19 protein-coding genes are annotated in these 23,118 nt (G+C 64.8%); 14 read left to right on the forward strand and 5 right to left on the reverse strand.

The window, feature by feature from the left end; genetic code table 11:
• Positions 1 to 160 precede the first annotated feature (160 nt).
• From ACSYS9_RS12960 to ACSYS9_RS12985, 6 genes are all read left to right on the forward strand, one after another.
• A complete protein-coding gene (locus ACSYS9_RS12960; RefSeq protein ID WP_049422221.1) occupies positions 161 to 691 on the forward strand; it encodes a hypothetical protein in 531 nt (176 codons plus the stop codon).
• The gene (locus ACSYS9_RS12965) at positions 688 to 1,305 is read left to right on the forward strand and encodes a hypothetical protein (protein WP_071228318.1); all 618 of its coding nucleotides are present in this window, start codon (positions 688 to 690) and stop codon (positions 1,303 to 1,305) included. Before ACSYS9_RS12960 ends, ACSYS9_RS12965 begins: the two co-directional genes overlap by 4 nt.
• Positions 1,306 to 1,348: 43 nt before the next feature.
• On the forward strand, positions 1,349 to 2,665 hold the full coding sequence (locus tag ACSYS9_RS12970) for a hypothetical protein (protein WP_012511147.1): 1,317 nt from the start codon (positions 1,349 to 1,351) through the stop codon (positions 2,663 to 2,665).
• Positions 2,666 to 2,764: 99 nt separating this feature from the next.
• Positions 2,765 to 3,469 (forward strand): C39 family peptidase, encoded by a 705-nt coding sequence (locus ACSYS9_RS12975; protein ID WP_032127221.1) that lies wholly within the window; start codon positions 2,765 to 2,767, stop codon positions 3,467 to 3,469.
• 13 nt (positions 3,470 to 3,482) lie between these two features.
• Entirely contained in the window at positions 3,483 to 4,232 is a 750-nt protein-coding gene (locus ACSYS9_RS12980; RefSeq protein WP_049461055.1) for a hypothetical protein, read from the forward strand.
• Positions 4,233 to 4,278: 46 nt separating this feature from the next.
• On the forward strand, positions 4,279 to 5,571 hold the full coding sequence (locus ACSYS9_RS12985) for a transporter (protein WP_032127219.1): 1,293 nt from the start codon (positions 4,279 to 4,281) through the stop codon (positions 5,569 to 5,571).
• Positions 5,572 to 5,583: 12 nt separating this feature from the next.
• Here ACSYS9_RS12985 and ACSYS9_RS12990 read toward each other — a convergent pair whose 3' ends face one another.
• The gene (locus tag ACSYS9_RS12990; RefSeq protein WP_143048195.1) at positions 5,584 to 6,939 is read right to left on the reverse strand and encodes a hypothetical protein; all 1,356 of its coding nucleotides are present in this window, start codon (positions 6,937 to 6,939) and stop codon (positions 5,584 to 5,586) included.
• A 222-nt stretch (positions 6,940 to 7,161) separates the two neighbouring features.
• On the opposite strand from ACSYS9_RS12990, the gene ACSYS9_RS12995 reads away from it, so the two are divergent.
• From ACSYS9_RS12995 to ACSYS9_RS13010, 4 genes are all read left to right on the forward strand, one after another.
• Positions 7,162 to 8,301 (forward strand): SPFH domain-containing protein, encoded by a 1,140-nt coding sequence (locus ACSYS9_RS12995; RefSeq protein WP_071228320.1) that lies wholly within the window; start codon positions 7,162 to 7,164, stop codon positions 8,299 to 8,301.
• 20 nt (positions 8,302 to 8,321) lie between these two features.
• Positions 8,322 to 9,674 carry a hypothetical protein gene (locus tag ACSYS9_RS13000; protein WP_071228321.1) on the forward strand — a complete coding sequence of 451 codons (1,353 nt, stop codon included), beginning with the start codon at positions 8,322 to 8,324 and terminating at the stop codon, positions 9,672 to 9,674.
• A complete protein-coding gene (locus ACSYS9_RS13005) occupies positions 9,671 to 9,928 on the forward strand; it encodes a hypothetical protein (RefSeq protein ID WP_071228322.1) in 258 nt (85 codons plus the stop codon). The genes ACSYS9_RS13000 and ACSYS9_RS13005 overlap by 4 nt, the downstream gene beginning before the upstream one ends.
• Before the next feature lie 276 nt (positions 9,929 to 10,204).
• On the forward strand, positions 10,205 to 11,869 hold the full coding sequence (locus ACSYS9_RS13010) for a tyrosinase family protein (protein WP_071228323.1): 1,665 nt from the start codon (positions 10,205 to 10,207) through the stop codon (positions 11,867 to 11,869).
• A gap of 53 nt (positions 11,870 to 11,922) precedes the next feature.
• Here the strand turns inward: ACSYS9_RS13010 and ACSYS9_RS13015 are convergent, their stop codons facing one another.
• Entirely contained in the window at positions 11,923 to 12,819 is an 897-nt protein-coding gene (locus tag ACSYS9_RS13015; RefSeq protein ID WP_071228324.1) for a tyrosine-protein phosphatase, read from the reverse strand.
• A gap of 17 nt (positions 12,820 to 12,836) precedes the next feature.
• Positions 12,837 to 15,125: a TonB-dependent receptor gene (locus tag ACSYS9_RS13020; protein WP_071228325.1), complete on the reverse strand. Its 2,289-nt coding sequence runs from the start codon at positions 15,123 to 15,125 to the stop codon at positions 12,837 to 12,839.
• 123 nt (positions 15,126 to 15,248) lie between these two features.
• Here ACSYS9_RS13020 and ACSYS9_RS13025 point away from each other — a divergent pair, with 123 nt between their 5' ends.
• From ACSYS9_RS13025 to ACSYS9_RS13040, 4 genes are all read left to right on the forward strand, one after another.
• Positions 15,249 to 15,893, forward strand: a complete 645-nt coding sequence (locus ACSYS9_RS13025) for a TetR/AcrR family transcriptional regulator (protein ID WP_071228326.1) — start codon at positions 15,249 to 15,251, stop codon at positions 15,891 to 15,893.
• A gap of 70 nt (positions 15,894 to 15,963) precedes the next feature.
• Complete coding sequence (locus ACSYS9_RS13030) at positions 15,964 to 16,548, forward strand: AprI/Inh family metalloprotease inhibitor (RefSeq protein WP_071228327.1); 585 nt, start codon at positions 15,964 to 15,966, stop codon at positions 16,546 to 16,548.
• A gap of 156 nt (positions 16,549 to 16,704) precedes the next feature.
• A complete protein-coding gene (locus ACSYS9_RS13035) occupies positions 16,705 to 17,925 on the forward strand; it encodes a hypothetical protein (RefSeq protein WP_143048196.1) in 1,221 nt (406 codons plus the stop codon).
• 171 nt (positions 17,926 to 18,096) lie between these two features.
• A complete protein-coding gene (locus ACSYS9_RS13040) occupies positions 18,097 to 19,806 on the forward strand; it encodes a sensor domain-containing diguanylate cyclase (RefSeq protein ID WP_071228329.1) in 1,710 nt (569 codons plus the stop codon).
• A 77-nt stretch (positions 19,807 to 19,883) separates the two neighbouring features.
• On the opposite strand, the gene ACSYS9_RS13045 is transcribed toward ACSYS9_RS13040, so the two are convergent.
• Positions 19,884 to 21,827 carry a MacB family efflux pump subunit gene (locus ACSYS9_RS13045; RefSeq protein WP_071228330.1) on the reverse strand — a complete coding sequence of 648 codons (1,944 nt, stop codon included), beginning with the start codon at positions 21,825 to 21,827 and terminating at the stop codon, positions 19,884 to 19,886.
• Between the two features lie 2 nt (positions 21,828 to 21,829).
• Positions 21,830 to 23,011 carry an efflux RND transporter periplasmic adaptor subunit gene (locus ACSYS9_RS13050; RefSeq protein WP_071228331.1) on the reverse strand — a complete coding sequence of 394 codons (1,182 nt, stop codon included), beginning with the start codon at positions 23,009 to 23,011 and terminating at the stop codon, positions 21,830 to 21,832.
• Positions 23,012 to 23,118 lie beyond the last annotated feature (107 nt).

Here is a 23,118-nt window from a genome sequence, read left to right on the forward strand (position 1 = left end):
GGTGCCTGGGGCTTCGAAATCCCAACAATTCCGCGACGTGCCTGTAACAGCGTGGCAGCAGCCCGGTCAGGTGCGGCACGGTGCCGACATTGGCCGGTGGGCACTTCGAAGTTGGCACGGTTGATGCGTGGTTCCGCCGCACCCATCGCGGGAGATCGGCATGGACGGCTCCACCCTGATTCGCGGCCTGGCCGCAGCACTGGCAGTGGCCCTGCTGTCGGTTGGCGCGGGCGCATCCGCATCCGGCGCCCGCCAAGGCGTGAAGGCACAACCGGGCGAGATCGTCCTGCTGCGGGATGTATCCGCGCGCCCGGCATATCGCATGGCACCGCCGGGCATGGCGCTGATTGCCGACCCGAAGCCGCAGCGCGAGATCGCCACCGCATTGGGTGCCGGCGGCACAACAACCGGCATGGACGAGTTGAGCGATGAGGACTATGCCGGCATGGGCGCCGGCCAGGCCGCGTCCATCACGGCGCCGGGTGGCACCACCGTTGAACGGGTCACCCAGCAGGCCCTGGGCGGCACGCTGGGCCGCAGTGGCGACGGCATGGTCGGCAGCAATCTGGGGGGCGCCATGAGTGGGCCGCTCGGTGCGGTCGGCAGCAGCACCCGCGGTATCGCCGATACCGTGCGCGGCGCACTGGCCCAGTTCCCGCTGCAGGGCACGGCCCCGGCAGGTGGAAAATGAAGCCCCTGCACGGGTTGCTTCTGCTGCTCGCTGCCGCGCCCTGGGCGACCCGGGCCGACGACTATAGCGGCATGCTCGCCTATCTCGACGTGGCCCGCATCGACGGCCACGCACTTGCCGGAACGAATGGCGCCATCGCTGTGAACCAGGCCGCCGGCGACCTCAACGTGCAGGCCAACCTACGGGGTATCGCCAAGGGTCATCGCGCCGACGTCGCGATCAATGCGCGGCAACTGCAGCAGGGCAACCGCGTGCTGTCCGGGCCGCTGCAGGCCACTGCATTCATTGGCGGTGACGCACTGGCCGGTGCCAGTGGCATCGCATCCATCAACCAGGCCAGCGGCATCGCCAACACGACGCTCAACGTCGTCAGCGCGACGCTGGCCCGACAGGGCATACGCGAAACCGACGATACGGCCTTGGCCGCCGAGGGTTCCGTGTTGGCAGGGGGGCGGGACGACACCGGTCACGGCGTCGCGACGGGCACCCGCAGCGCAGGTGTAGCCAGCACCGCACTGCGGGGATTCGACGGGGTCCTGCAACTCAATCAGATCGCGGGCAACGGCAACGACACGGCCAACGTATTGGGCCTGGTCGTGCAGGACCGCCCGTGACAACCACCCAACCGATGCACCACCTGATGAGAGAGAGGGCACCATGAAAGCGACCGTCAAACAGACCATGCTCGCCATGGCGATTGCCACTGCCTCGACCGCCGCTGCGGCCAATGGCTGGGACAACCAGAACGCCAACGCGAACATCAATCACAACCACACCGTCAGCGAAACCCGCAACGACACCCACAACCACACCGACAACGACGTACGCAACCGCACCGTCAATGTCAATGTGCAGAAACACAGCAACATCCAGGCCGACGAACGCAAGGAAAAGAACAACCACGGCGTCGACGTGAACCTGGAGAAGGACCTGCGGCTGAGCACCGACATCAATTTCTCCGGTGACCCGAACATCACCGGCGACATCGACCTCGACTCGGCGGCCATTGCCGTGATCGACAACCGCCAGTCGATCAGCAACAACGCCACCAGCAACAGCCTGGTCACCAACAGTGCTTCCATCGGTGACAGCGTGGGTGCCGGCGCCTCGGGCAATCTCGGCTTCAACGTTGTCTCCGGCGACAACAATGCGCAGGACAATGCCGCGTCGCTGTCCGCTGCCGACGCGTCCTTCAGCTTCGGCATGGCCGACGCCGAGGTGTTCGTCAACCAGGCCGGCTTCGGCAACGCCACCATGAACTCCGGGGTCACCAACGCCGCAGGTCTCGGCGGCAACGCCTTCGGTGGTGCCTCGGGCAACATCGGCGTGAACATCGCCTCGGGCAACAACAACGAGCAGAAGAACGCGCTCGCGGCCTCGGTAGCGACCACCGCGGTGGCGCAGTCGAGCATCAGCTCCAACCAGGTCTCCACCGGCAACACGGTCAGCAATGCCGGCTTCGTGCAGTCCTACACGGATACCGTGCAGGTCGGCATGCGTGGCGGCGTCAGCGGCCTGACGCTGGCCTATGGCGCGGGCACCTACCGCGGCACCGGCAACGCCTATCAGATGGCCAACTACTATCTGGATACATGGAATGGCGAGCTGCCACATCCGGGTGGCAACAGCACCGGCCACATCGACCTGGACAACGAGATCCAGAACGCCACGATGAACCCCAACCGGCCGGGAGTGGGCGGCCTGGGCTTCGATACGCGTGAGAGTGGCACCAGCCAGTTCGTCGAACTGGGCGTGGCCGATCTGTACGCCAGCCTCAGCGGCACGGTCAGCACCACGCGCTGGGTGAACGTCAACGCCACCAACACCTCGGCGTTGTCCGGCAGTGCCTTCTCCGGCGCCTCCGGCAACATCGGCGTGAACGTTGCTGCGGGCACCGGCAACCTGCAGGCCAACAGCCTGGCCCTGGCCGTCGCCCAGCCCAGCACCGGCGGCGGTGGCGGCAGCGGCGAGTAAGCGCAACACCCCGGCCGGCCGCCAATGGCCGGGTCCCCGGGAGCCCCTGTTCCTCCTCCCCCTTGGGACAGGGGCTCCCCCCTGCTGCCGGAGAACGTGATGATCCGTTGCCGCCTCTCGATGCGCCTGCTGGCGATGCTGTTGCTGCTGGGTACCGCCTCCGCGTGGGCGGGCGAGGTGCGCTTCAGCGGCGTATTGCCCAATGGCGCGTTGCTGCAGCAGAAGGTGGAGAGCATGCAGGAGCGGCGCTACCGCAACGTGGTGCGGCAGCACACCGATTACAGCTGCGGGGCCGCCGCGCTGGCCACCATCCTGCGCCACGCCTACCACCTTGATACCGACGAGGCAACGGTGATCGAGGGAATGATGGGGGTCTCCGATCCCGCTCTGGTAGCCGAGCGCGGCTTCTCGCTGCTCGACATCAAGCGATACGTGGAATCGCTGGGCATGCGCGGTCGGGGCTACCGCATCGATGAAACACGACTACGCACCCTTCGCGTGCCAGGACTGGTGTTGATGGACGTGCGCGGTTTCCGCCATTTCGTGGTGCTCAAGCAGGTGCGCAACGGCATCGTGGAAGTGGCCGACCCGATCCTGGGCAACCGCAGCCTGGCCCTTCCGGAGTTCCTGGCCGCCTGGCCATCGCGCGCGGTCTTCGTGGTGATCGGCAGCGACTTCGATCGCAACACCGCTCTTCTGCAACCCAGCGAACGGCCAAGCGCCCGCGCGCTCTACGCGCGGCAAGGGCCGATCACCGATGCAGAACTGGTCGACTTCGGCTTCAGCCACGCCGACCTGTTCTGAAGGAGGTTCGACCATGTTCCGCCAACCGATGATGATGGCTCTGCTGCTGGCCTTCCCTTCCCTGCCTCTGCAGGCGGCAGAGGGTGCTCCCGGTCGCGGCCTGAAGGAAATTCCGGACCCGGAACTGAGCCTGATGCGGGGGCGCTACACCGTGGGTGGCAACAACGTTGCCTGGTTCGGGGTCACCATGGTGTCGCAGTGGCAGGCCAGCAACGGCGCGACGCTGCAGGGCAGCCTCACCCTGGGCATGGACTTCCGTGGTGGTGGCGCGCCGAAGCTGAGTTTCCAGCCCAGCGTGCATGTCACGGCAGCCGATGCGCCGCTGCCCGATACCCACGGACGCAGCATCGACAGCAGCGGCCTGGCCAACGCCAGCGGCCTGGTGCAGAGCGTGCAGGTGGCCGGCGATGGCAATGTCGCGCGCAACGTCACCACGCTGACCGTCCGCGAGGGTGGCGTGCCAGCCGTTCTCTCTGATGGCGCAGGCAACGTCACCGCGCAGCAGGCCGGCGCCAGCGCGACCGCCGTGCTGGAAGGCAACCAGGCACGCCTGCTGCTGCAGGTGGATGGCCAGGGGCTGGTGCAGCAGTGGATCCGCAATGGCAGCGTCGGCCAGGGTATCGCCCTCGCCGGTGACGGCCAGATCGCCAGTAACCAGCTGCGGCTGGAGCTGGTGCGCAACGCCGTGGGCAGCAACCTGCCGTTGAGCCAGAACGTGGCCCAGGCGATTGCGTTGAACCGCGGCATGGGGCCAGGCCAGTAACAGGGCCTGGCATTGGGGGAAACGCTCCACAACGCAGGACACCAACATGCACACCCTGATGAGGATCACCCCGTTGGCGCTGGCGGCGCTGGCGGGCACCGCCCTTGCCGCACCGCCGACGTCCGACGATGGCGCTGACGTGCAGGCCCTGGCCAACCAGCTGGAACAGCTGAAGGCCAACTACGCACAGGAAGTGCGGCGGTTGCGCGAACTGGACATGCAGGTCCAGGCCATGCAGGCGCGCTTGAGCGGGCGGGTTGGCCCGGTCACAGCCCCACCGGCCGCACCATTGGCGCAGGCGGCCGCCGCCGCGGTCCCTCCGAGCAGCGAGGGCTACGCCAGTACCGCCGCCGAGGCGCAACAGGCCAAGCAGGAGTCGCGGCGCAGCGTGGACGACGTGAAGCAACAGCAATCGGCCCTGTTCTCCCGCCGCTTCACCATCGAGAACAGCCTCACCTACGCCCGCTACGACCGCAAGCAGCTCACCCTCAACGGCTTCCTCGCGCTGGACGCCATTTTCCTCGGCAATATCGCCATCGAGAACGTGGAGTCCGACTCGCTGACCTACAACGTGGCGGCCCGCTGGGGTGTCAGCCCGAACCTGACGCTCAACCTGGACGTGCCTTACCTGGCCCGGCGCACCGTATACCAGAAGGGCGGCGCCGGCGGAGCAGCGGCCGCCATTGCACAGGAAGAGACCAACGGCAACGGCCTGGGTGATATCGGCCTCAGTGCGAACTACCGGTTGTTCGGCGAACGCGGCTGGCGTCCTGAGACCGTGCTTACCGCCGGCGTCACCGCCCCCACCGGGCGCGCACCCTACGGCCTGGACTGGAAGGTGATCGAGCGCGATGACGACGACTACATCCGCTTCGCCGTGCCGCGCGAGCAACCCACTGGCAATGGCGTATGGCAGGCCAACCTGGGCCTGTCGATGGTGAAGACCGCCGACCCGGCCATCCTGTTTGCCAACATCGGCTACGTGCACTCCATCCCGCGCGGGTTCAACGACATCGACAGTAATCCGGACACGGTGAACCCGGGCGATGTGAAGCTGGGCGGCTCGGTGTACTTCGGCGCAGGCGTGGCCTTCGCATTCAACGAGCGGACCAGCCTGAGCCTGTCCTTCAGTGACCGCATCAGCGCACGCGCTTCCACCCGCTTCCAGGGCGGCAAGTGGATGAAGGTAATCGGCAGTGATGCCAATGCGGCATCACTCAACCTGGGCGTGACCTATGCGTTGAACCAGCACACCACGCTGGTGACGCTGCTGGGCATCGGGCTGACCCCGGATGCGCCGGACTTCACGTTGGCGTTCAAGATTCCGTACATGTTGTAGCCAGCTGGAGTCCTATTGCACGTGCGGCAGGCAGATCTGCGCAGAAGTGACAACTCCACATCCACATTCTGGCTGGGTTCCAGCGAGTGGAATGTACTTGTGGCCATGAACCTCGCCGCATCGGCCACAGCTATGTCTTGCATCCGTGCGAGTTACGAACCATCCATTGTTCAGCGCGTCGGCGATGGTTTGGTCATGGGGCACGCTCGGATAGGCATTCTCATATGTCGAGAGGACCATGCGACCTGGCCCCCGCACGGCTGGTGTAGCGCCGAGTTGAATCTTACCTCCGTGGTGTGGAGCGACTACAGCAGTTACACCAACGAAAACTCCTGGGGCAAATGAGCCGTAGTCGGCATCACCACACAACACGGCGGCGGAATGTGCAGAATCAACCCTGAGTGCCAGCGAGCTGTTGTTCTTCAGGTAGCTCTGGGTGTTCGGTGAGCCGGCGGAGGGCGAACAGGACCATATTCCGATGCTCGCCCCCTGAATGTGGACACTCCCTTCAGGCCAGACGAAAAGTGAACCATTACTCGCTAGCGTCCGCAGGAAATGAATGTGGCTTCCCCAGTACAGAACACCCTTTGGCAGACGGACAATCCACTTCCTTTGCAGGGCACTATCGCGATACTTCGGGGCTGTTTTCCAGTACTTTTCTGTTGAGTCCCAGGCTGCCCGACCGGACTCCACAGCAAACAGCCAATGGTCCTGATCCAGATGAGAGAGCACGACTGGTTCAGCATGATTGAACGCAAGAGGATTGAAATTGACAAGCAGTGGTTTGGTTCTGGCCTTGAGCCCAATCGGGCGGCCGAAATCAAAGAAGAGGCGAGGATGTTCGTTGCAATCGACAACCGCGTTGAAGTTTGCCTGGCCTACATCATAGATCGCGATACCATGGGGTACTCCCGCTTCTGCATTCTTCAGCAGTTTTCTGATGCCAGCCTCACTTGCAGGCTTGCCGACGGAAAACCTGCCTATTGTTCCGCAGACCTCAACATCTTGAGGCGACATCTTCTCAATCGTCATGAACAGCTGCTCTCGCTCGCCGTCACCACGATCGTCCAGAACGGCCGTTGACACCGGGATCGCCCCGTCAGAGGGAGTATCGGAGAGTGTGATCAGCTGGATCGTCTCATACAGAAGCTGGTCGGTTGGCCCCCTCCCCTCTTCCGCATATGCCAGCAGGAAATCAAGGGAGGAGAGATCCGCCCCTGACTCCAGATAGTTCTTCGCTCCATCTACCGGAATCGCATCAATGAGCAACGGCGCCCCTCGATCTTCTTCGCCTTCCTCTGGCTCGTTCAACGGTTCAATAAGCGCGTAGTACTGCGCACTACGCCCTTCGGATATGTGGCGTTGCATGCTCTGCACCCTCCTTGGCTAGACCCGACACAGCGTCGGCTGGGACGTCATTGCCCCTCCACCGATTAGGCCCGGAGTCGGCGGCAGAATCAATGACCGGACTATTACAGAGGTTCCACGGTGCCCATTCACCCACCGGCACCACAGCCGCCCCCGGCCACTGCTATATTCAGTCCAGCTCGGCAGGCATGGTGCCTGCCCTCGAATCACAGGGAGTTGGTCATGGGTCTGGTACAGGCGGTGAAGGGTGCGGTTGGCGGTGTGCTGGCCGACCAGTGGAAGGACTTCTACACCGTGCCGGCGGGCCTGCCGTCCACGGCGGCCCTGTTCGCGGCGGTGCCGCAGGGCACCAATGCCGGCCGCGGTTCCAACACCAGCGGCTCGTCCAACATCATCACCAACGGCTCGAAGATCATCGTGCCGGAGGGCTATGGCCTGCTGCTGTTCCAGGACGGCGCGATCACCGCGTTCGTCGCCGAACCGGGCGGCTACGAGTGGCGTTCGGACGATCTGAACTCGCAGTCGATCTTCGCCGGTAACGGCCTGGTCAGCACCTTCATCAAGCAGAGCTGGGAGCGCTTCAAGTTCGGCGGCCAGCCGGGCTCGCAGCAGGCGGCCTACTTTGTCTCGCTGAAGGAACTGCCGGACAACCGCTTCGGCACCCAGTCGGAAATCTACTGGGACGACGGCTTCCTCAATACCCAGGTCGGCGCGGTCACGCGTGGTTCGTACACGCTGAAGATCGTCGACCCGATCCTGTTCGTGAAGAACTTCGTACCGGCCAGCTACCTGCAGCCGGGACAGGTGTTCGACTTCACCGATCTGGACAACGCCGCGGCCAGCCAGCTGTTCAATGAAGTGGTCGGTTCGCTGGCGCCGGCCTTCAGCCTGTATACCAACGACCCGAGCAAGGGCAACCGCATCACCAAGCTGCAGCAGGACTCGCTGGGCTTCGCGCAGAGCCTGTCGGCTGCGGTCGAACAGGGTTACCAGTGGAAGTCCGACCGTGGCCTGGCCATCGTCAGGACCGCTATCGTCTCGATTGAATACGACGCCAATACCCGCGAACTGCTGAAGACTGTGCAGCGCGCCGATGCGTTGTCCGGTTCGCGCGGCAATTCCAACCTGCAGGCCAGTGTCGCCCAGGGCATCCAGTCGGCCGGCGAGAACGGCGGCGCGGCCGGCCTGGTCGGCGTCGGCATGGCCTCGGGCATGTTCGGAGTGGGTGGCATGCAGCAGCCGGTCACTCCGGCCGCGGATGATCCGGTGGCCAAGCTGAAGAAGGCCAAGGAAATGCTCGACCTGGGCCTGATCACCCAGAGCGACTATGACGCCCTGAAAGCCAAGGCACTGGGCCTGTAACAGCAGGACGCACAACGAACATGTCCGATCCCCGAAACGGCCCACCGCCGCTGCCCGGATCCGCACCCGCGACGCCGCCGCCCTTGCCGGCGGCGTCGTTGGATGGGCCCGGTTCGCCGCAGGACGTCCCTCCCCTGCCCGGCAGCTTCCCGCTGGACACCTCGAGACTGCCACAGGCCATCCGCGATGAAGTGGAAGCGCCCGATCCTGTGGCCATCGATACCTCGGCCAGCGAGCTGAAGGACGGCCTCAACCGCTGCCCGAAGTGCGGCGCCACCGACATCCGGCCCAAGGCCGGTACCGATATCCTGGTCTGCCTGTACTGCCGTCACGAATGGCATGGCGCACGCGTCGAGGAGGAGTTCGGGCTGGGCGAGGCCATCGACCAGCTGCGCGGCACCGTCATCGCCTCCGGCGCACGCGACATCGATGCCGACACCTCGGCGTTGATGACCTTCAAGTGCACGGGCTGTGGCGCAGAAGTTACGGTCAACACCGAAAGCACGATGACGGCGCGCTGCCACTGGTGCCGCCACGTCTTCGGCGTCAACGAGCAGATTGCCAATGGCGCGGTACCCGATGCGGTGCTGCCCTTCCACATCAAGAAGGACGATGCGGTCGCGCGCATCCGCCAGTTCGTCGACAAGCGCCGGATGTTCGCGCTGAAGGCGTTCAAGGACCAGTTCACCCCTGAAAACGTGGTGGGCGTGTTCCTGCCCTACATGATCGTCGACAGCAATGTCAGCGCGGCAGTGGCCGGCAAGGGCGAGATCAAGACGCGTGAGTACACCGTCGGCAGCGAGAAGAACAAGCGCACCCTCTACGACGCCGATGTCTACCAGGTCGAACGCCAGGTCGATTTCACCGTCGACGATCTTCCGCTGGAATCCTCGGCCGAGCGCGGCAATCTGGATACCCGCGCCAACACCAACAACATCATCAACACCATCCTGCCGTTCGATACCAAGAACGCGGTGAAATGGAACGCCTCCTACCTGGCCGGCTTCACTTCGGAGAAGCGCAACCTGGATGTGGAAAAGCTGCGGCCGCGGCTGGAAGACCAGCTGCTGTCGATTGCCCGCGCACAGGTGGAAGGCTCGGTGAAGCGCTACAATCGCGGCGTGCGCTGGGAGCAGGAACAGCTGGAGGTGCATGGCACCCGCTGGGTGTCGATGTACCTGCCGGTCTGGCTGTACTCGTACCATCAGCCTGGCAAGAACGGCGGCATGCTGCACTACATCGCGGTGAACGGCCGTACCGGCGAAACCATGGGCAGCGTGCCCGTGCAGCAATGGAAGATGCTGCTGGCGGCCCTTGCCACCGGCACCGTCATTGAAGCCCTCGCAATTGCCTTCCTGGTGGCATCGACATGAGCGACGACAGTGGCCTCTGGCTGTTGGCGGCAGGTCCGGCCGGCGCAACCGCGCTGTACTGGGCGTTGTACCGCTATTACCGCAACACCGACAAATCGCATTCCTTCGAGCACGAGACCGAAATCGAGGCGCAGCCCGTGACCGGTTCAGACCAGCAGGTGGGCCGGGTCACCGGCACCGAGGAAAAGCGCATACGCGGTGACAACGTGTACGAGTACCGGAAACGGGTGGCAAGGGTGAAACCCGACCCGTAGAGCCAGGCCATGCCTGGCTGATCGACAACGTCGCAACGACGACGGTGAACAGCTTCAGCCGGGCAGATGTGTACGCGCCTGCGACTGTGGCCTGCTTCGCAGATCAGCTCTGTTTGCCATGCCTATACTACCGCCGCTTCCACCCCTGCCATCGTTGCACCTGCCGGTGGAAGCGGCGGGGCTGGATGTCCCCGTCGGGCCGGCCGCCACACTGCCGCCGGCCCTGCCAGTGATTTGTAACCCAACGCGGTTCAACCAATCACCAGGGGGAAGGCTATGCGCTACACACGTCGTGATTTTCTTGCCACCACCGCCAGCGCTTCATTGGCGTCACTGGTGGCGCCCGGAGCCTGGGCCAGCGGCGCCGCACCGGCCGGAAAGGCCGCGCAGGCGCGCTACCACCGCTACAACGTCACCAGCCCCGAAGGCCAGCGCATGCTGGCCAGCTACGCGCGTGGCATCAAGGCCATGCTGGCACTGCCGGCAGACGATCCACGCAACTGGTTCCGCAACGCCTTCGTGCATCTGATGGACTGCCCGCACGGCAACTGGTGGTTCTATGTCTGGCACCGGGGCTATGTCGGCTACTTCGAACAGACCATCCGTACGCTCAGCGGTGATCCGCAGTTCGCCATGCCCTACTGGGACTGGACCGAGCTGCCACGGATTCCCCCGGCGATGTTCGACGGCGTATTGACGCCCACTGACAGCGCCTATGCACCGTATACCCGCAACCTGGCGGTCTTCACCCGGTTCATGCGCCCGGCGTTGCAGCGCTACTGGGACACGCTGGATGCAGGCCAACGCGGCCAGCTCAAGTTCCGCGGCTACCTCACTGCAGACGATGTCTGGAACGATGTGACCGGCTACAGCGTCGCGGAAAAGACCGGCATCTCGGGCAATGCGGCCTATGCGATCACCTGCGGCGCCCGCTACCTCTGGCGCGAGAATCCCGGCTTCGATGCAAAGACCGCTTCGGCCGTGTCTCCCGACACCATCCACGCGGGGCTGTCGCCGGTCGAGTTCTACAACGACGATGTCAGCCGCAGCTTCACCAGCTCGCGTACGGCCTCGCACGTGGTGCAGCCTGACGGCGCCACGAAATTCTCGGTACTGGAAGGATTCCCGCACAACAAGGTGCACAACTGCATCGGTGGCGTCGGCGCGGTCGATCCCGGCCCCTACGGCAACATGACCAACTTCTTGTCGCCACTCGATCCGATCTTCTACCTGCATCACGCCAACATGGACCGCCTGTGGGATGTCTGGAACCAGCTGCAGCAATCCCGCGGCAAGCCGATCATGCCCATCAACGTCGACCAGCGGCGTCAGTTCATGAACGAACCGTTCCGGTTCTTCGTCGATGCACAGGGCAAGCCCGTTGGCGAGCGTCCGGCCAGCGCGTTCTTCTCCACCACGGCCTTCGACTACGACTACGTCTACGCGCGCCGCAACGACCTGCTGGAGGCGGTCGCGCTGCCAGCAGCTGCCAGCGCGGTGCGGCTGGTGCGCGGCACACGCTCCGATGGCGCCGTCCGCGTGGCTGTCCCCAATGAGGCGGTGCGCGCGCACCTGACCACATCGGGCCCGCGCCAGCTGATTGCCGAAGTGACCCTGGAGCGACCACGCGGTTTGAACAATACGCGCGAGTTCGACGTGCTGATCAACGCACCTACGGGCACCGCCTCCGTGGCGGCCGACAGTCCGTACTACGCCGGCACCGTATCGTTCTTCGGGCCGACCATGGCCGGGATGGATCACAGCCACCCAACCACGTTCGCGGTGCCGCTGCCGCAGAAACTGGGGGCCCTGCAGGCGCTGAATGCCGCCGATGGGGGAACGACCACGCTGGAGATCCGCCTGGTTGCATCGTCCGGCCAGGCACCGCAGACATTCCCGGTGCTGGATGCCGCCATCCTGGTAGCGCCACCGCAGCCGTGATGACGCACGGCAGGTGCCGGGCTGTCCGGCACCTGCCTTCAGCCTGGCAGTCTTCAGCCAGCCTGCCCCAGCCGTACCTTCAACTGCTGGATCTCCTGTTCGCTGACCCCGATTGACTTCAGGTAACCCTCTGCACCACCGTACTGGCTGTGCAGTGCCGCCAGGAACTGTTCCATGTTGTCCGGTGCGGTACCGGCCATACCGGCCATCTTGCGGGCGATCTCGGGATTCTGCTTGACCAGCGCCATGATCTGCGCGTTCATCGCGCTGTCCTTTGGCTGCCCTTCCAGGTAGTGCGCGGAGATCGCGTAGTTGTGCACGATCTCGGACTTCGGCACGCCGGCCAGATCCAGCAGCAGGCCAGCGATGATGCCGGTGCGATCCTTGCCGGCCGTGCAATGGAACAGCACGGCACCGTCCTGCTGCGCGGCGATGCGCTGGAACACCTGCTTGAACTGCGGCTGGCTGTGGCCCAGCCACTGCACATAGGCTTCGCCCAGCGAATCCGGGAAACTGGTCATCATCTTCTGCAGGTCCATCTTCTCGGTGCCCATCAGCGAAATGCGCTGGTAGGCAAAGCGATCATCCTTGGCCAGCAGGTCCGGCGACTGCGCCTCTTCATCGGCGGTACGCAGGTCGATATCCAGCTTCACGCCGGCCGCGGCCAGGGCATCACGGTCGGCATCGGTGAGGCGGCCGAGGTCTGCGGTGCGCACGAACGCATCGGCCGGAATCGGACCGTGGCGGCCCTGCAGGCCAGCGAAGGTACGCACGTTCCAGGCGCCCTGCAGCGGGATCACGCGCTGCGCATCGGCAGCGACGGGCTTTACGTTCGCAACGGCCGTCGGCTTCGCGGCGGCGACTTGCGGCGCATCAGCGGCAGCAGCCGTCGCAGCCATCGGCAGGCTGAGCATCAGGGCCAGGACAAGTTCGGTAGAGCGGTGCTTCATGGAATTCTCCGTTCGAATCAGAAGTTGACGGCCATTTCCAGGCCGAAGGTACGCGGGTCGTTGAAGATGCCGCTCTGGCCCAGCGCCGCGCTGTTGATCTTGTAGAACAGGTGCTGCTCATCGAGCAGGTTGCGTGCCCACAACGAGAACGACATGGTGGTGCCAGTGCTGTTGACCGGCACATCCACCAGCGCCACCCGTGCGTTCACCACGAACGAGCTGTCGGTCAGCATCTGGTCGTACTCGCTGGTGTAGTAGCCATCGGACCAGTTGCCGTCCACATGGAGCTTCAGTGCCGAGAAGTTCGCGAACGGCACCAGGTAGTCGACCGACAGGCTTCCGGCGTTCTTCGGCGCCAGCAGCGGCTGGACCGTTACCTGCACCCCTGCACCGAACGGGTCCGTCGCGGTCTGCGCGTCGATCTTCGTATAGGCGTAGTTGAGGCCGAGGGTGAGGTTGTCGATCGGCATCACATTGAACTCCAGCTCCGCGCCGCTCGACTTGCCATCGCTCAGCGCATTGGTCGTGACCATGGTGGTGCGGGTTTCGCCGCTGTTCGGGTCGAACGGCAGTGAGAAGTCCATCTGCTTGTGCGCGATGGTCGAATCGAACACGGCCAGGTTCAGGCGGGCACGGTTGTCCCAGAACTGCGATTTGAAGCCCAGCTCATAGGCCGTCACTTCTTCAGGACCGAACGCGCTGTAGTTGGTCGAGCGCGAGTTGGCACCCCCGGCCTTGAAGCCGGTGCTGTACTTGGCATAGACCATCGCGTGCTCGCCGAGGTCGTAGGCGATATTGACCATCGGGTCGAAACGGCTCCAGCGATCCTTGAACGCAAGGTTGGTCGCCGCACCATTGACGATGTACAGGCTGCCCTTCTTGTCATCGCGGGTATAGCGGCCACCCGCTGTCAGGTGCAGCCGCTGCATCGCTTCCGGGGTCCACGTGGCCTGGCCGAACACACCCAGGCTGTCGGTCCACGCCTTGCTGGCACGGTCGATGCGTACCCGGGAGAGATCCAGCGGATTGGTCGCCGGGTTCACCGTATAGCTGTTGCCACCCGGCCCCCACACCAGCATGTTCGGGGTCTGCGCATTGTCACCAGCGGTTTCGTGGTAGTAGAACGCACCGCCAAGGAACTGCACCTGCGAGGTGTTGCCGATCAGCTGGAACTCCTGGCTGTACTGGTGCTGGTAGACCTGCGCCAGGCTGTAACGACCGAACGGCGTCCCTGCGCCACCATAGGCGGAAATCGCATCGACCAGGCCCATGTCGAACTGGCCCTGGGTGAGTTCGCGGTAGGAACTGATCGACTTCAGCTCAAGGTTGTCATTCAACACCCACGACAGGTTCAACAGATGGCCACTGGTGCGGCCGATGTTGTCTTCCTGCTGTCCACCGAGGATGGCGCTGTCGCGGCGGTCCAGGCTGGCACCCGCCTTCTGCAGTGGGCTGAGGTAGGCGCCCGGCACCAGCACCTGGGTGTGGTACGGCGTGGTGGCGTCGTAGGAACGGTCGAACGCGTACAACAGCGAGAAATCATCGCTCGGCTGCCACAGCGCACTCAGTCGTGCGCCACGCTTGTCGTAGCTGTTGAAGTCCCGCTCGCCGCGCATCGGGTTGTCGGTGGTGCCACCGCGCTTGGCCTGCACGGCGTCGATCTTGAAGCTGACATCGCCCACCCTGGGCAGATCCAGGTGCAGCGCACTGTTGTAGCCGCTGAAGTTGGACACGCCCGCGCTGACGTTGCCGCCAAACTCGCCGGTCGGCGCCTTGGTCACGATGCTCACCGCGCCACCTTCGGTGTTGCGGCCGAACAGCGTGCCCTGCGGGCCCTTCAACACCTCGATGCGCTCCACGTCGTAGAGCATGTTGCCCAGGCCCTGTGCGCGGCCCATGAACACCCCATCGACATAGATGCCGACGCCGGCATCGCGGGCCGGCTGGTTGGCGTCGCCGGAAGCGCCGATGCCGCGGATGCCGATGTTCAACGCCGAGCTGCGGGTAGCGAACGGCGTGACCCGCAATGATGGGATGGAGCCATCGGACAGGCTGCCCAGCGAGATCGCGCTGCGGTCCTTCAGCGCTTCGGCATCGACCACCGATACCGAGATCGGGGTTTCCTGCAGGTTGGTGGCGCGCTTCTGCGCGGTCACCACCACCTGGTCAAGGGCAACAACAGTGCGCGCGGTCTCGGCGGTTGTGGCGGCGCCGGCGCTGGAGGCGTCTTCGGCATGGGCCAGCGCCGGTAGAGCGGCGGCAATGGCGAGGGTGAGCAGCGGGCGGTGCAGCAGGGCGTGGCGCATCGGACTCATTCGCGGAAGGAGAAGGCCGGCGCAGTCTGGGAGGCGGGAATTACAAATGAATGACCGTTCATTCACATCTTTTGTGACGTACTATCCCGCCTCTGGACGCCCCGACTTCACGCAATGACGCCGAAACCCGCCGTAGCCGTACCCGCTGACGCCCCTGCCGCCGCCCATGCCGAAGCCCAGCGCCGGCGCATCCTCGATGCTGCCCAGAAGTGTTTCATCACCCGTGGTTTCCATGCCGGTTCGATCGGCGATATCGCTGCCGAGGCCGAGATCAGCCAGGGGCTGATGTACCGCTATTTCGCCAACAAGCGCGCCCTGATCCTGGCCCTGATCGAGCGCCAGCTGCGCCACGACCAGGCCTCGATCAGCGAGATGCCGGTGGCGTCCGATCTGATTGATGGGCTGCTGGAGTGCTACCAGCAATGGGCGCGCGGCGAAGTGCTGCCGATCCACGGCAATGCCATCGCCAGCGTGGCGCTGTATGCGGAAATCAACGCCGAGGCGCATCGCGACCCGATGCTGGCCGAGGTGCTGCGTACCCATGACAAACAGACCAGCGCCGCGATCCATGCCTGGCTGCGCCAGCGTGACGTCAATCTGGGCCGCGGCGTGGACGAAGAGCGGATTGCCAGCCGGACCCTGCTGCTGCGGCTGCTGGTGGAAGGGCTGGCGATGCGTGCAGTGCGCGATCCGGACTTGCCGCCGGATCGGGTGCGGGCGCTGCTGGCCGATGCGATTGGGCGGGTGATGGCCGATTGAGCCACCCTCACACCGTCTCCCGCCCCGCCAGTTCGATACTCGCGCGGTCCACCCTTCCGAGGATCCTGCGATGGCTGCCCCGCTTGCCCGTAGCTGCCTGTCCGCGCTGTGCTGCCTGGCCCTGCCCGCCCTGGCCCAGGACGCCTCGTTCGGCTTCGGCGAACAAACCACCCGCACCGAACAGACCACACAATCCAGCAGCACCCAGACCCGGACCAGTGGCGCGATGACCACCCAGACCACCACCAGCGGCAGCTCGCAGTCCGAGACACGCAGCGAAAGCAAAAGGATGGACGTGGACTTCGGCTTCCACGACAACAGCGATGACTGGGGCCATGACCGCCGGCGCGATGACCGCGATGTGCGCGACAGCGACCTGTTCGGCAGCTGGACACTGGGCCAGGAGAACGGCAGCAACTGCACGATCGAGCTGAAGAACATCGAATGGTTCGGTGGCTACAGTGCCTATGTGCCTGCCGGCTGCCCGGATGGCTTCTTCTCGGCCAATCGCTGGGTGCTGTCGGGCAACCAGTTGCTGTTGACCGACACCAGCAACACCGTATTCGGGCGCTTCCGCGCGTCGGGCGGAGGGCGTTGGTCGGGGTATCGTGAAACGGATGGGGCGCGCTTGTATCTCAATCTCAAGGGGCGCTGACCTCGAAAGCGAGGTAGCGGGCGCTGGCTGACAGCACGCCGCCGGGAACTGAATAGCGCACTCGCTAAAGAACACGCGCGCTGGGCCGATAGCAGGCCCGAGCCAACGCTTTAAGGACGACGCGCCGTGTCTACGCCCGGATCCTACCCTTCAGGAATGAATTCATCCACACGCGAGGAACCCGCTCTGTGGTCGCGTGCGGCGTCAGTACTGGGAGTCATCATTGCGCATCGCTGGGCCTTCGCTGCTGCCGGCACTTTGGCGATGGTGGTGTTCTTCTGGCGCATCCGTTTCCTACCCAGCATCACCCTGACCGATATCGGTCTGGTTGCGATCGCGATCGTGGTGTTTTCCATCCTCTTGATGCTTGTTTTCCTAGCGACGCTGCTGATTCCAGCCGCGCTGCTAGTCGAATGGCATCAGAGGGGAATGATCTTCAGCGCGAGTGGTCCGCGTAGCCCAGGGTCCCGAGAGCGACACCTCGCATTAAACAGCATTCTCTCACTCCTTGTGGGGGCTGCAGTTGCACTGCTCCTTCTGTACGCGTCACTGGCCACAGCATTTGGCAAGAGCCATGACCATGCGTTTCTCATTCTCGTAGGTCTGGGCGCCATTGCCGCACTGGGCCCGGTGCTTCGCAAAACCACACCTTCAGCAACCGCTGAGCGTATAGCGAACACACGCCCTTGGAGGGGGCTGTGGCCACTGTCCCTGGCGTTTGCTTCTACGGCACTGTACCTACTGTACATGCCCATCTTCGTTCTCGTGGTGATTGGAACACATGAGGCGGCTACGGCCCTGACGGACTGGCAGTTCGGCCTCATGCTGTTGCTTCTTCCACCGCTCCACTATCTGTTCTTCCTCGTCCTGAGTTCACCCGCACGCCACAAATCCATTGCTGCCCTCGCTATAATTTTCTACGTAGTCATGTTTGCAGGCACACTCACTGAAGCGCTTGACCGCGCTGCGAACATCTTCCAGCTGGGCCTGTTGAAGCATCACAGCGTGGTGGTCTCCAGCGAGGGTTGCCGCATCGCTAAGTCCTCGCGCGTGGTGAGAGCGTGCCACAAATTGGAAGGACCCGGTGAAGCCCTTTACGAGATCCGGGACGTCCAAATCCTGACTCGCCTTGGCAGTCACGCAGTCATTGCCCGCAACCAATGGACCCCCGCGCAGCGAACCGGATCGGTGCCCATACCCAGTGCACATGTCCGGTCATGGTTCCCTACCGCTCCTGTGAAGGGCTTGCCACGGGCACCTCATTCAAGGGCACCCGCCGCCATGGTCGACATTCCAACGCAAAGACCCGTCCCCACGCCCCGAGCATCCCGAAAGGCGCCCGCTCGGCGCAAGACGGTCAGCTGCGTGGCGCGGTAGTCCGCCAACGCTGGCCAAGAGCAATATGTGCGCGCGATCACAAGGTGGTCGTGGCACCCATTGGACTCACGTCGGCATCACCCGTCGGTGGCGATACATAACAAGGTTCGCACTACCGTAGCACCTGACTGCCGCCGCGCCCGCCCTCGCCACCCTGCCCTGCAAAGTGCCATGGACGAAGCCGAACGACTGCTTGAACTCGACCGCCTGCACCTGCTCGACACGCCACCAGAGCCTGTTTTCGATGCGATCGTCGCCGCCGCGCGTGCCGCTACCGGCATGACCATGGCTCTGATTTCAGTTGTTGCCGACGAGCGCCAGTGGTTCAAGGCCAACATCGGGCTGGAAGGCGTCAGCGAAACCGCACGCGAGATTTCCTTCTGCACGCATGCCATCCAGCAGGACGCGCTGTTCGAGATTCCGGACGCGCGCCAGGACCCGCGATTCGCCACCAATCCGCTGGTCACCGGTGGCCCGCGCATCCGTCACTATGCGGGCATCTCGCTGGGCTCGGCGCATGGCGCGCGCATAGGAACGCTGTGCCTGCTCGACCCGATGCCGGGCGTTCTGTCTCCCTCGCAACGCGAACTGATGGTGCATCTGGCCCGGGTCACCACCCAGGTGCTGGAGCAGCGCAGCACGCTGATGGCGCAGGTCGGCCAGGCCAAGGCCCTGCATCGCGAATTGAAGCGCAGCGAGGACTTCCTGGAGCGCACCAACCGCGCGGCCCGGGTGGGTGGCTGGGAAATGGACCTGGTCAGCAACGAGGTCCGCTGGACCCGCGAAACCAAGCAGATCCACGGCGTGCGCAGCAACTTCGAACCGACGCTCGAAACTGCGCTCTCGTTCTATCGCGAGGACAGCCGAAACATCATCCGCACGGCGGTGCAGCGTTGCATCGATGAAGGCACGTCGTGGGAGGTGCAGCTGCCGATGACCACCGCCGACGGACGAGCCATCTGGACCCGCGTGGTTGGAGGCCGGCAGCAGGTCGATGGCCGGCCGCGGCTGGTCGGGGCCATACAGGACATCACCGAGGAGCGCGCCGCGCTGGATGCACTGGAAGCAAGCGAAACCCGCTACCGGCGGTTGTTCCACTACAGCCTTGGCCTGATCTGCACCCACACGCTGGAGGGCGTGCTGACCTCGGTGAACCCAGCGGCCGTGCAGTCACTGGGCTTCGATGAGAGCTACATGATCGGGCGCAGCTTGTGCGACCTGATGCCGCCGGAGAAGCGGGCCGCGTTCAAGGCGTATCTGGAACGCATCGCAGTCAACCACACCGATGCCGGCGTCATCGAGCTGATCGCCGCCGATGGTACCCGGCATTTCTGGGCGTATCACAACGTGCTCGACAACGAGGCCACCCCACCCTACGTGCTCGGCCATGCGCAGGACGTCACCGCACTGCGGATGCAGGAACAGCAGTTGCGCGAGATGTCCTTCAAGGATCCCCTCACCCAGAGCTACAACCGCCGCTTCCTGCCCCGCCTGGACGAACTGATCGACCAGCCTTGGGCTTGCCTGATGTTCGATCTGGATCATTTCAAGCAGATCAACGACACCCAGGGCCATGCACGGGGTGACACGGTGCTGGTGGAGTTCGCCGCCTTCCTGCGCGCTCCACTGGGGTCAATGGAAAGCGTAGTGCGTATGGGTGGCGACGAGTTCATGGTGGTGCTGACTGCACCGGAACCGGGACGGCTGGCCGCGCTGGAGCAGTGGTATGCGCAGCATGCCGGGCAGTCACCCACGCCCTTCTCGCTGGGCGCGACCCATCATGCACCCGGCGAGACGGTGGCCGACACCCTGCAGCGCGCCGACAGCCGTCTGTATCGCGAGCGTGCACGCGTGCGCACGCATCCGCGCCCCTCATCCTGAGGCTGCTCCTGTGGAGCCAAAGGCAACGGCTCCTGCCGTTGCCTTCGGCTCCACAAATGCCCGCACCGGGCCTGCGCCTACTCCGCTGCCAGCGCCTGGATCGGATCCAGTTGTGCCGCGCTGCGCGCCGGGAAGTAGCCGAAGCCAAGCCCGATCGCAGACGAGCACGCCAGTGCAGCCAGCACCGGGCCCGCGGTGAACAGGAACGGCACACCCAGCGACAGCAGGCTGGACAGCGCACCCACGCCGAATGCGAACAGCACCCCCAGCACACCACCGAACAGGCAGATCAACACCGCTTCAATCAGGAACTGGCGCAGGATGTCCCCTTGCCGCGCGCCCACCGCCAGCCGCACGCCGATCTCGCGCACGCGCTCCTTCACCGAGACCAGCATGATGTTCATCACGCCCACGCCGCCGACCACCAGCGCCACCGCCGCAATCGCCGAAACCAACGCAGCCATGGTCTGGCTGGACTTCATCACCGCCTTGCGGATCTGGTCGGCGTTGTAGATGAAGAAGTCACGACGGCCATGCAACCGCTCCAGCTCGGCCCCCAGCGAGGCCTCGGCGGCGTTGGTGGGCACGTCGTCGCGCACACGCACCGTGATGCTCTCCAGGCGCTCGCTGCCCAGCAGCCGCGAGGCCGCCGAGGTATACGGCACGTAGACCGTCGGGGTTGCACCGCCAGCGAACGCATTGGCCCCGACCACACCGATCACCTCCACCGGCATGCCGCCCAGCAGCACCGTGCTGCCAATCGGGCTGTCGCTGAACAGCGCTTTGGCGGCCTTCTGGTCGACCACGCCCACGGCGCGATGCGCATCCACTTCGGCGTCGGTGAAGAAGCGGCCGGCCTTCAGCCGCAGCCCACGCACGCGCGGCATGTCGGCCCCCACGCCCAGCACCTGGGTGTTGGCACGCCGGTTGCCCTGCAGCGCTGCCACCAATCCGCTCAGGTTCGGGCTTACGCTGTCCACGTAACTCAACGCCGCAAGATGGTCCGCATCGCCCACCACCAGCGTCTCGATCTCCGCCGAGCGCGGGTCACCGAAATCCGAGCCCGGGAAGATCTCCAGCGTACTGGCGCCCAGTTCGTTGATCTGTGATTCAACCTGCGCCTGTGCACCCTTGCCCAGCGCAACCACGGTCACCACGGCCGCTACGCCGATGATGATCCCGAGCATGGTCAACAGCGTGCGCAGGCGATGGGCCAGCATCGAGCGCACGGCCATGCGCGCGGCTTCGCGAATCGCATCCATGCGTGCGCGGCGCTCGGTGACCGGCGACACGCCGCGTTCGGTCCCGGGTGTTTCAGCCACAGCACGCGATCCCCGCTCGCCGCGGTCGGTCACCACCCGGCCGTCGGCGATCTCGATCACCCGCGCCGCGTTGGCGGCAATCGCCGCATCGTGTGTCACCAGGATCACCGTGTGGCCCTGTGCATGCAGGCGCTTCAGCTCGGCCATCACCTGCTGGCCACTGGCGTGATCGAGCGCGCCGGTGGGTTCATCGGCCAGCACGATCGCGCCGCCGTTCATCAGCGAACGGGCAATGGACACGCGCTGCTGCTGGCCTCCGGACAGCTGGCTCGGCCGGTTCGCGGTGCGTTCGCCCAGCCCAAGTGTTTCCAGCAGCGTGCGTGCACGCGCAGTGCGCACGTCCGCCTCCACGCCGGCATAGACTGCCGGCAGCGCCACGTTCTCGGTGGCACTCAGGTTCTCCATCAGGTTGTAGCGCTGGAAGATGAAGCCGAAATGCTCGCGACGCAGGCGTGCCAGCGCGTCCGGCGCCATCTGCTCGGTGGCCTCGCCGTTCACCCGATAGCTGCCCTCGGTCGGCCGGTCCAGGCAGCCAAGGATGTTCATCAACGTGGACTTGCCCGAGCCCGAGGGGCCGATGATGGCGATGAACTCGCCGGCATCGATGCGCAGCGACACGTCCTTCAGCACCACCACCTCGCCGGCGGCGGAGCGATAGGCGCGCGATACGCCATGCAGTTCCAGCAGTGCGTCAGACATGCTCACATACCCAGCAGGCTGGTCGGTTCGGATTCGCCGCCACTGGGCGCCTGGCCGACCACCACGTTCTCGCCCTCGCGCAGGCCGGACAGGATCTGCACGGCGGTGGCGGTGCGCAGGCCGGTCGTCACCGCACGCTGCTGGGGGCGGCCCTTGGTGTCCACCACGCGCACGGTTCCACGGCTGCCGTCCTTGCCATCCGAATCGACCAGCGCCGTCAATGGCACCTGCAGCGCGTTGGCGACCCGCGCCAGCTGCAGGGTCACCTTCACCGTCATCGAGGGCTTCAGCTTCAGGCCGGGATTGGCCACGTCGAACAGGCCGGCGTAGTACACCGCCTTCGGCGTCTGCGCAGAGCCACCCGCATTGCCGGAGGCGACGTCGGCAATCGAGGATGGCGCAGGCTCCAGCTGCTGCAGATGGGATTCATAGCGGCGGCCGCTGGGCCCCAATGTCGAGAACCACAGCGCTTGTCCCGGCGCTACCAGCTCGACATCGGCCTCGGCGATCTCGGCACGCACGGTCATTGTATCCATCTGCGCCAGCATCACGATCGTCGGCGTGGTCTGCATCGAGTTCAGCGTCTGCCCGGCCTTGGTGACAATGGCCACGATGTAGCCATCGCTGGGCGACACAATGCGGGTATAGCCCAGGTTGATCCGTGCGGTTTCGACTTGGGTCACGGCCTGGTCGATCTGCGCCTGCAGCGCGGCCACCTCCGAACGCGCCGCATCACGTGCCACGCGCGCGGCTTCGAAACCTTCCTGTGACACCAGCCGCGATGCCACCAGCTGCGACTGCCGCTGGTAAGCACGACTGGCCTGCGCATAGCGGGCCTGGCTGGCGGCATGCTGGGCGCGCAGCGTGTTGGTGGCCGCCTCGGCACTGCGCAGCGCGATACGCTGCGGCTGCGAATCGACCTCGGCGATCAGGTCACCGGCCTGTACGCGCTGGCCCAGCACCACATGCAGGCGCTTGACTTGGCCGGACACCTGCGCACCCACCGCCACCAGCTCCTTGGGATGGACCCGGCCGACCGCCTGTACGGTCTTCTCCAGATCCGCCACCCTTGCCGGTGCGGTGATCAGCGCGGCATCATCGCCGCCGGCAAACGCCCACCATCCAGCGCCGGCGGCCAATGTGGCCACCGTAGCGGCAATGATCCAGGTCCTGCGGTTGCTCATCGAAACGCCCGGCTGCGTGCAGTCGCCCAGTGCGACCGCCTAAACCGCAGTCTGGAAGCCGCCGATGGACGTTTCTTGGAGCCACTGTGGAGATTGCATGGAGGGGC

This window comes from Stenotrophomonas sp. STK17_22 (assembly GCF_051983905.1).
GTDB classification, from domain to species: domain Bacteria; phylum Pseudomonadota; class Gammaproteobacteria; order Xanthomonadales; family Xanthomonadaceae; genus Stenotrophomonas; species Stenotrophomonas maltophilia_A.

Coding starts and splice junctions, on each gene's coding strand:
- ACSYS9_RS12960 (WP_049422221.1), top strand. CDS start 161: ATGGACGGCTCCACCCTGATTCGCGGCCTGGCCGCAGCACTGGCAGTG.
- ACSYS9_RS12965 (WP_071228318.1), top strand. CDS start 688: ATGAAGCCCCTGCACGGGTTGCTTCTGCTGCTCGCTGCCGCGCCCTGG.
- ACSYS9_RS12970 (WP_012511147.1), top strand. CDS start 1,349: ATGAAAGCGACCGTCAAACAGACCATGCTCGCCATGGCGATTGCCACT.
- ACSYS9_RS12975 (WP_032127221.1), top strand. CDS start 2,765: ATGATCCGTTGCCGCCTCTCGATGCGCCTGCTGGCGATGCTGTTGCTG.
- ACSYS9_RS12980 (WP_049461055.1), top strand. CDS start 3,483: ATGTTCCGCCAACCGATGATGATGGCTCTGCTGCTGGCCTTCCCTTCC.
- ACSYS9_RS12985 (WP_032127219.1), top strand. CDS start 4,279: ATGCACACCCTGATGAGGATCACCCCGTTGGCGCTGGCGGCGCTGGCG.
- ACSYS9_RS12990 (WP_143048195.1), bottom strand. CDS start 6,939: ATGCAACGCCACATATCCGAAGGGCGTAGTGCGCAGTACTACGCGCTT.
- ACSYS9_RS12995 (WP_071228320.1), top strand. CDS start 7,162: ATGGGTCTGGTACAGGCGGTGAAGGGTGCGGTTGGCGGTGTGCTGGCC.
- ACSYS9_RS13000 (WP_071228321.1), top strand. CDS start 8,322: ATGTCCGATCCCCGAAACGGCCCACCGCCGCTGCCCGGATCCGCACCC.
- ACSYS9_RS13005 (WP_071228322.1), top strand. CDS start 9,671: ATGAGCGACGACAGTGGCCTCTGGCTGTTGGCGGCAGGTCCGGCCGGC.
- ACSYS9_RS13010 (WP_071228323.1), top strand. CDS start 10,205: ATGCGCTACACACGTCGTGATTTTCTTGCCACCACCGCCAGCGCTTCA.
- ACSYS9_RS13015 (WP_071228324.1), bottom strand. CDS start 12,819: ATGAAGCACCGCTCTACCGAACTTGTCCTGGCCCTGATGCTCAGCCTG.
- ACSYS9_RS13020 (WP_071228325.1), bottom strand. CDS start 15,125: ATGCGCCACGCCCTGCTGCACCGCCCGCTGCTCACCCTCGCCATTGCC.
- ACSYS9_RS13025 (WP_071228326.1), top strand. CDS start 15,249: ATGACGCCGAAACCCGCCGTAGCCGTACCCGCTGACGCCCCTGCCGCC.
- ACSYS9_RS13030 (WP_071228327.1), top strand. CDS start 15,964: ATGGCTGCCCCGCTTGCCCGTAGCTGCCTGTCCGCGCTGTGCTGCCTG.
- ACSYS9_RS13035 (WP_143048196.1), top strand. CDS start 16,705: ATGAATTCATCCACACGCGAGGAACCCGCTCTGTGGTCGCGTGCGGCG.
- ACSYS9_RS13040 (WP_071228329.1), top strand. CDS start 18,097: ATGGACGAAGCCGAACGACTGCTTGAACTCGACCGCCTGCACCTGCTC.
- ACSYS9_RS13045 (WP_071228330.1), bottom strand. CDS start 21,827: ATGTCTGACGCACTGCTGGAACTGCATGGCGTATCGCGCGCCTATCGC.
- ACSYS9_RS13050 (WP_071228331.1), bottom strand. CDS start 23,011: ATGAGCAACCGCAGGACCTGGATCATTGCCGCTACGGTGGCCACATTG.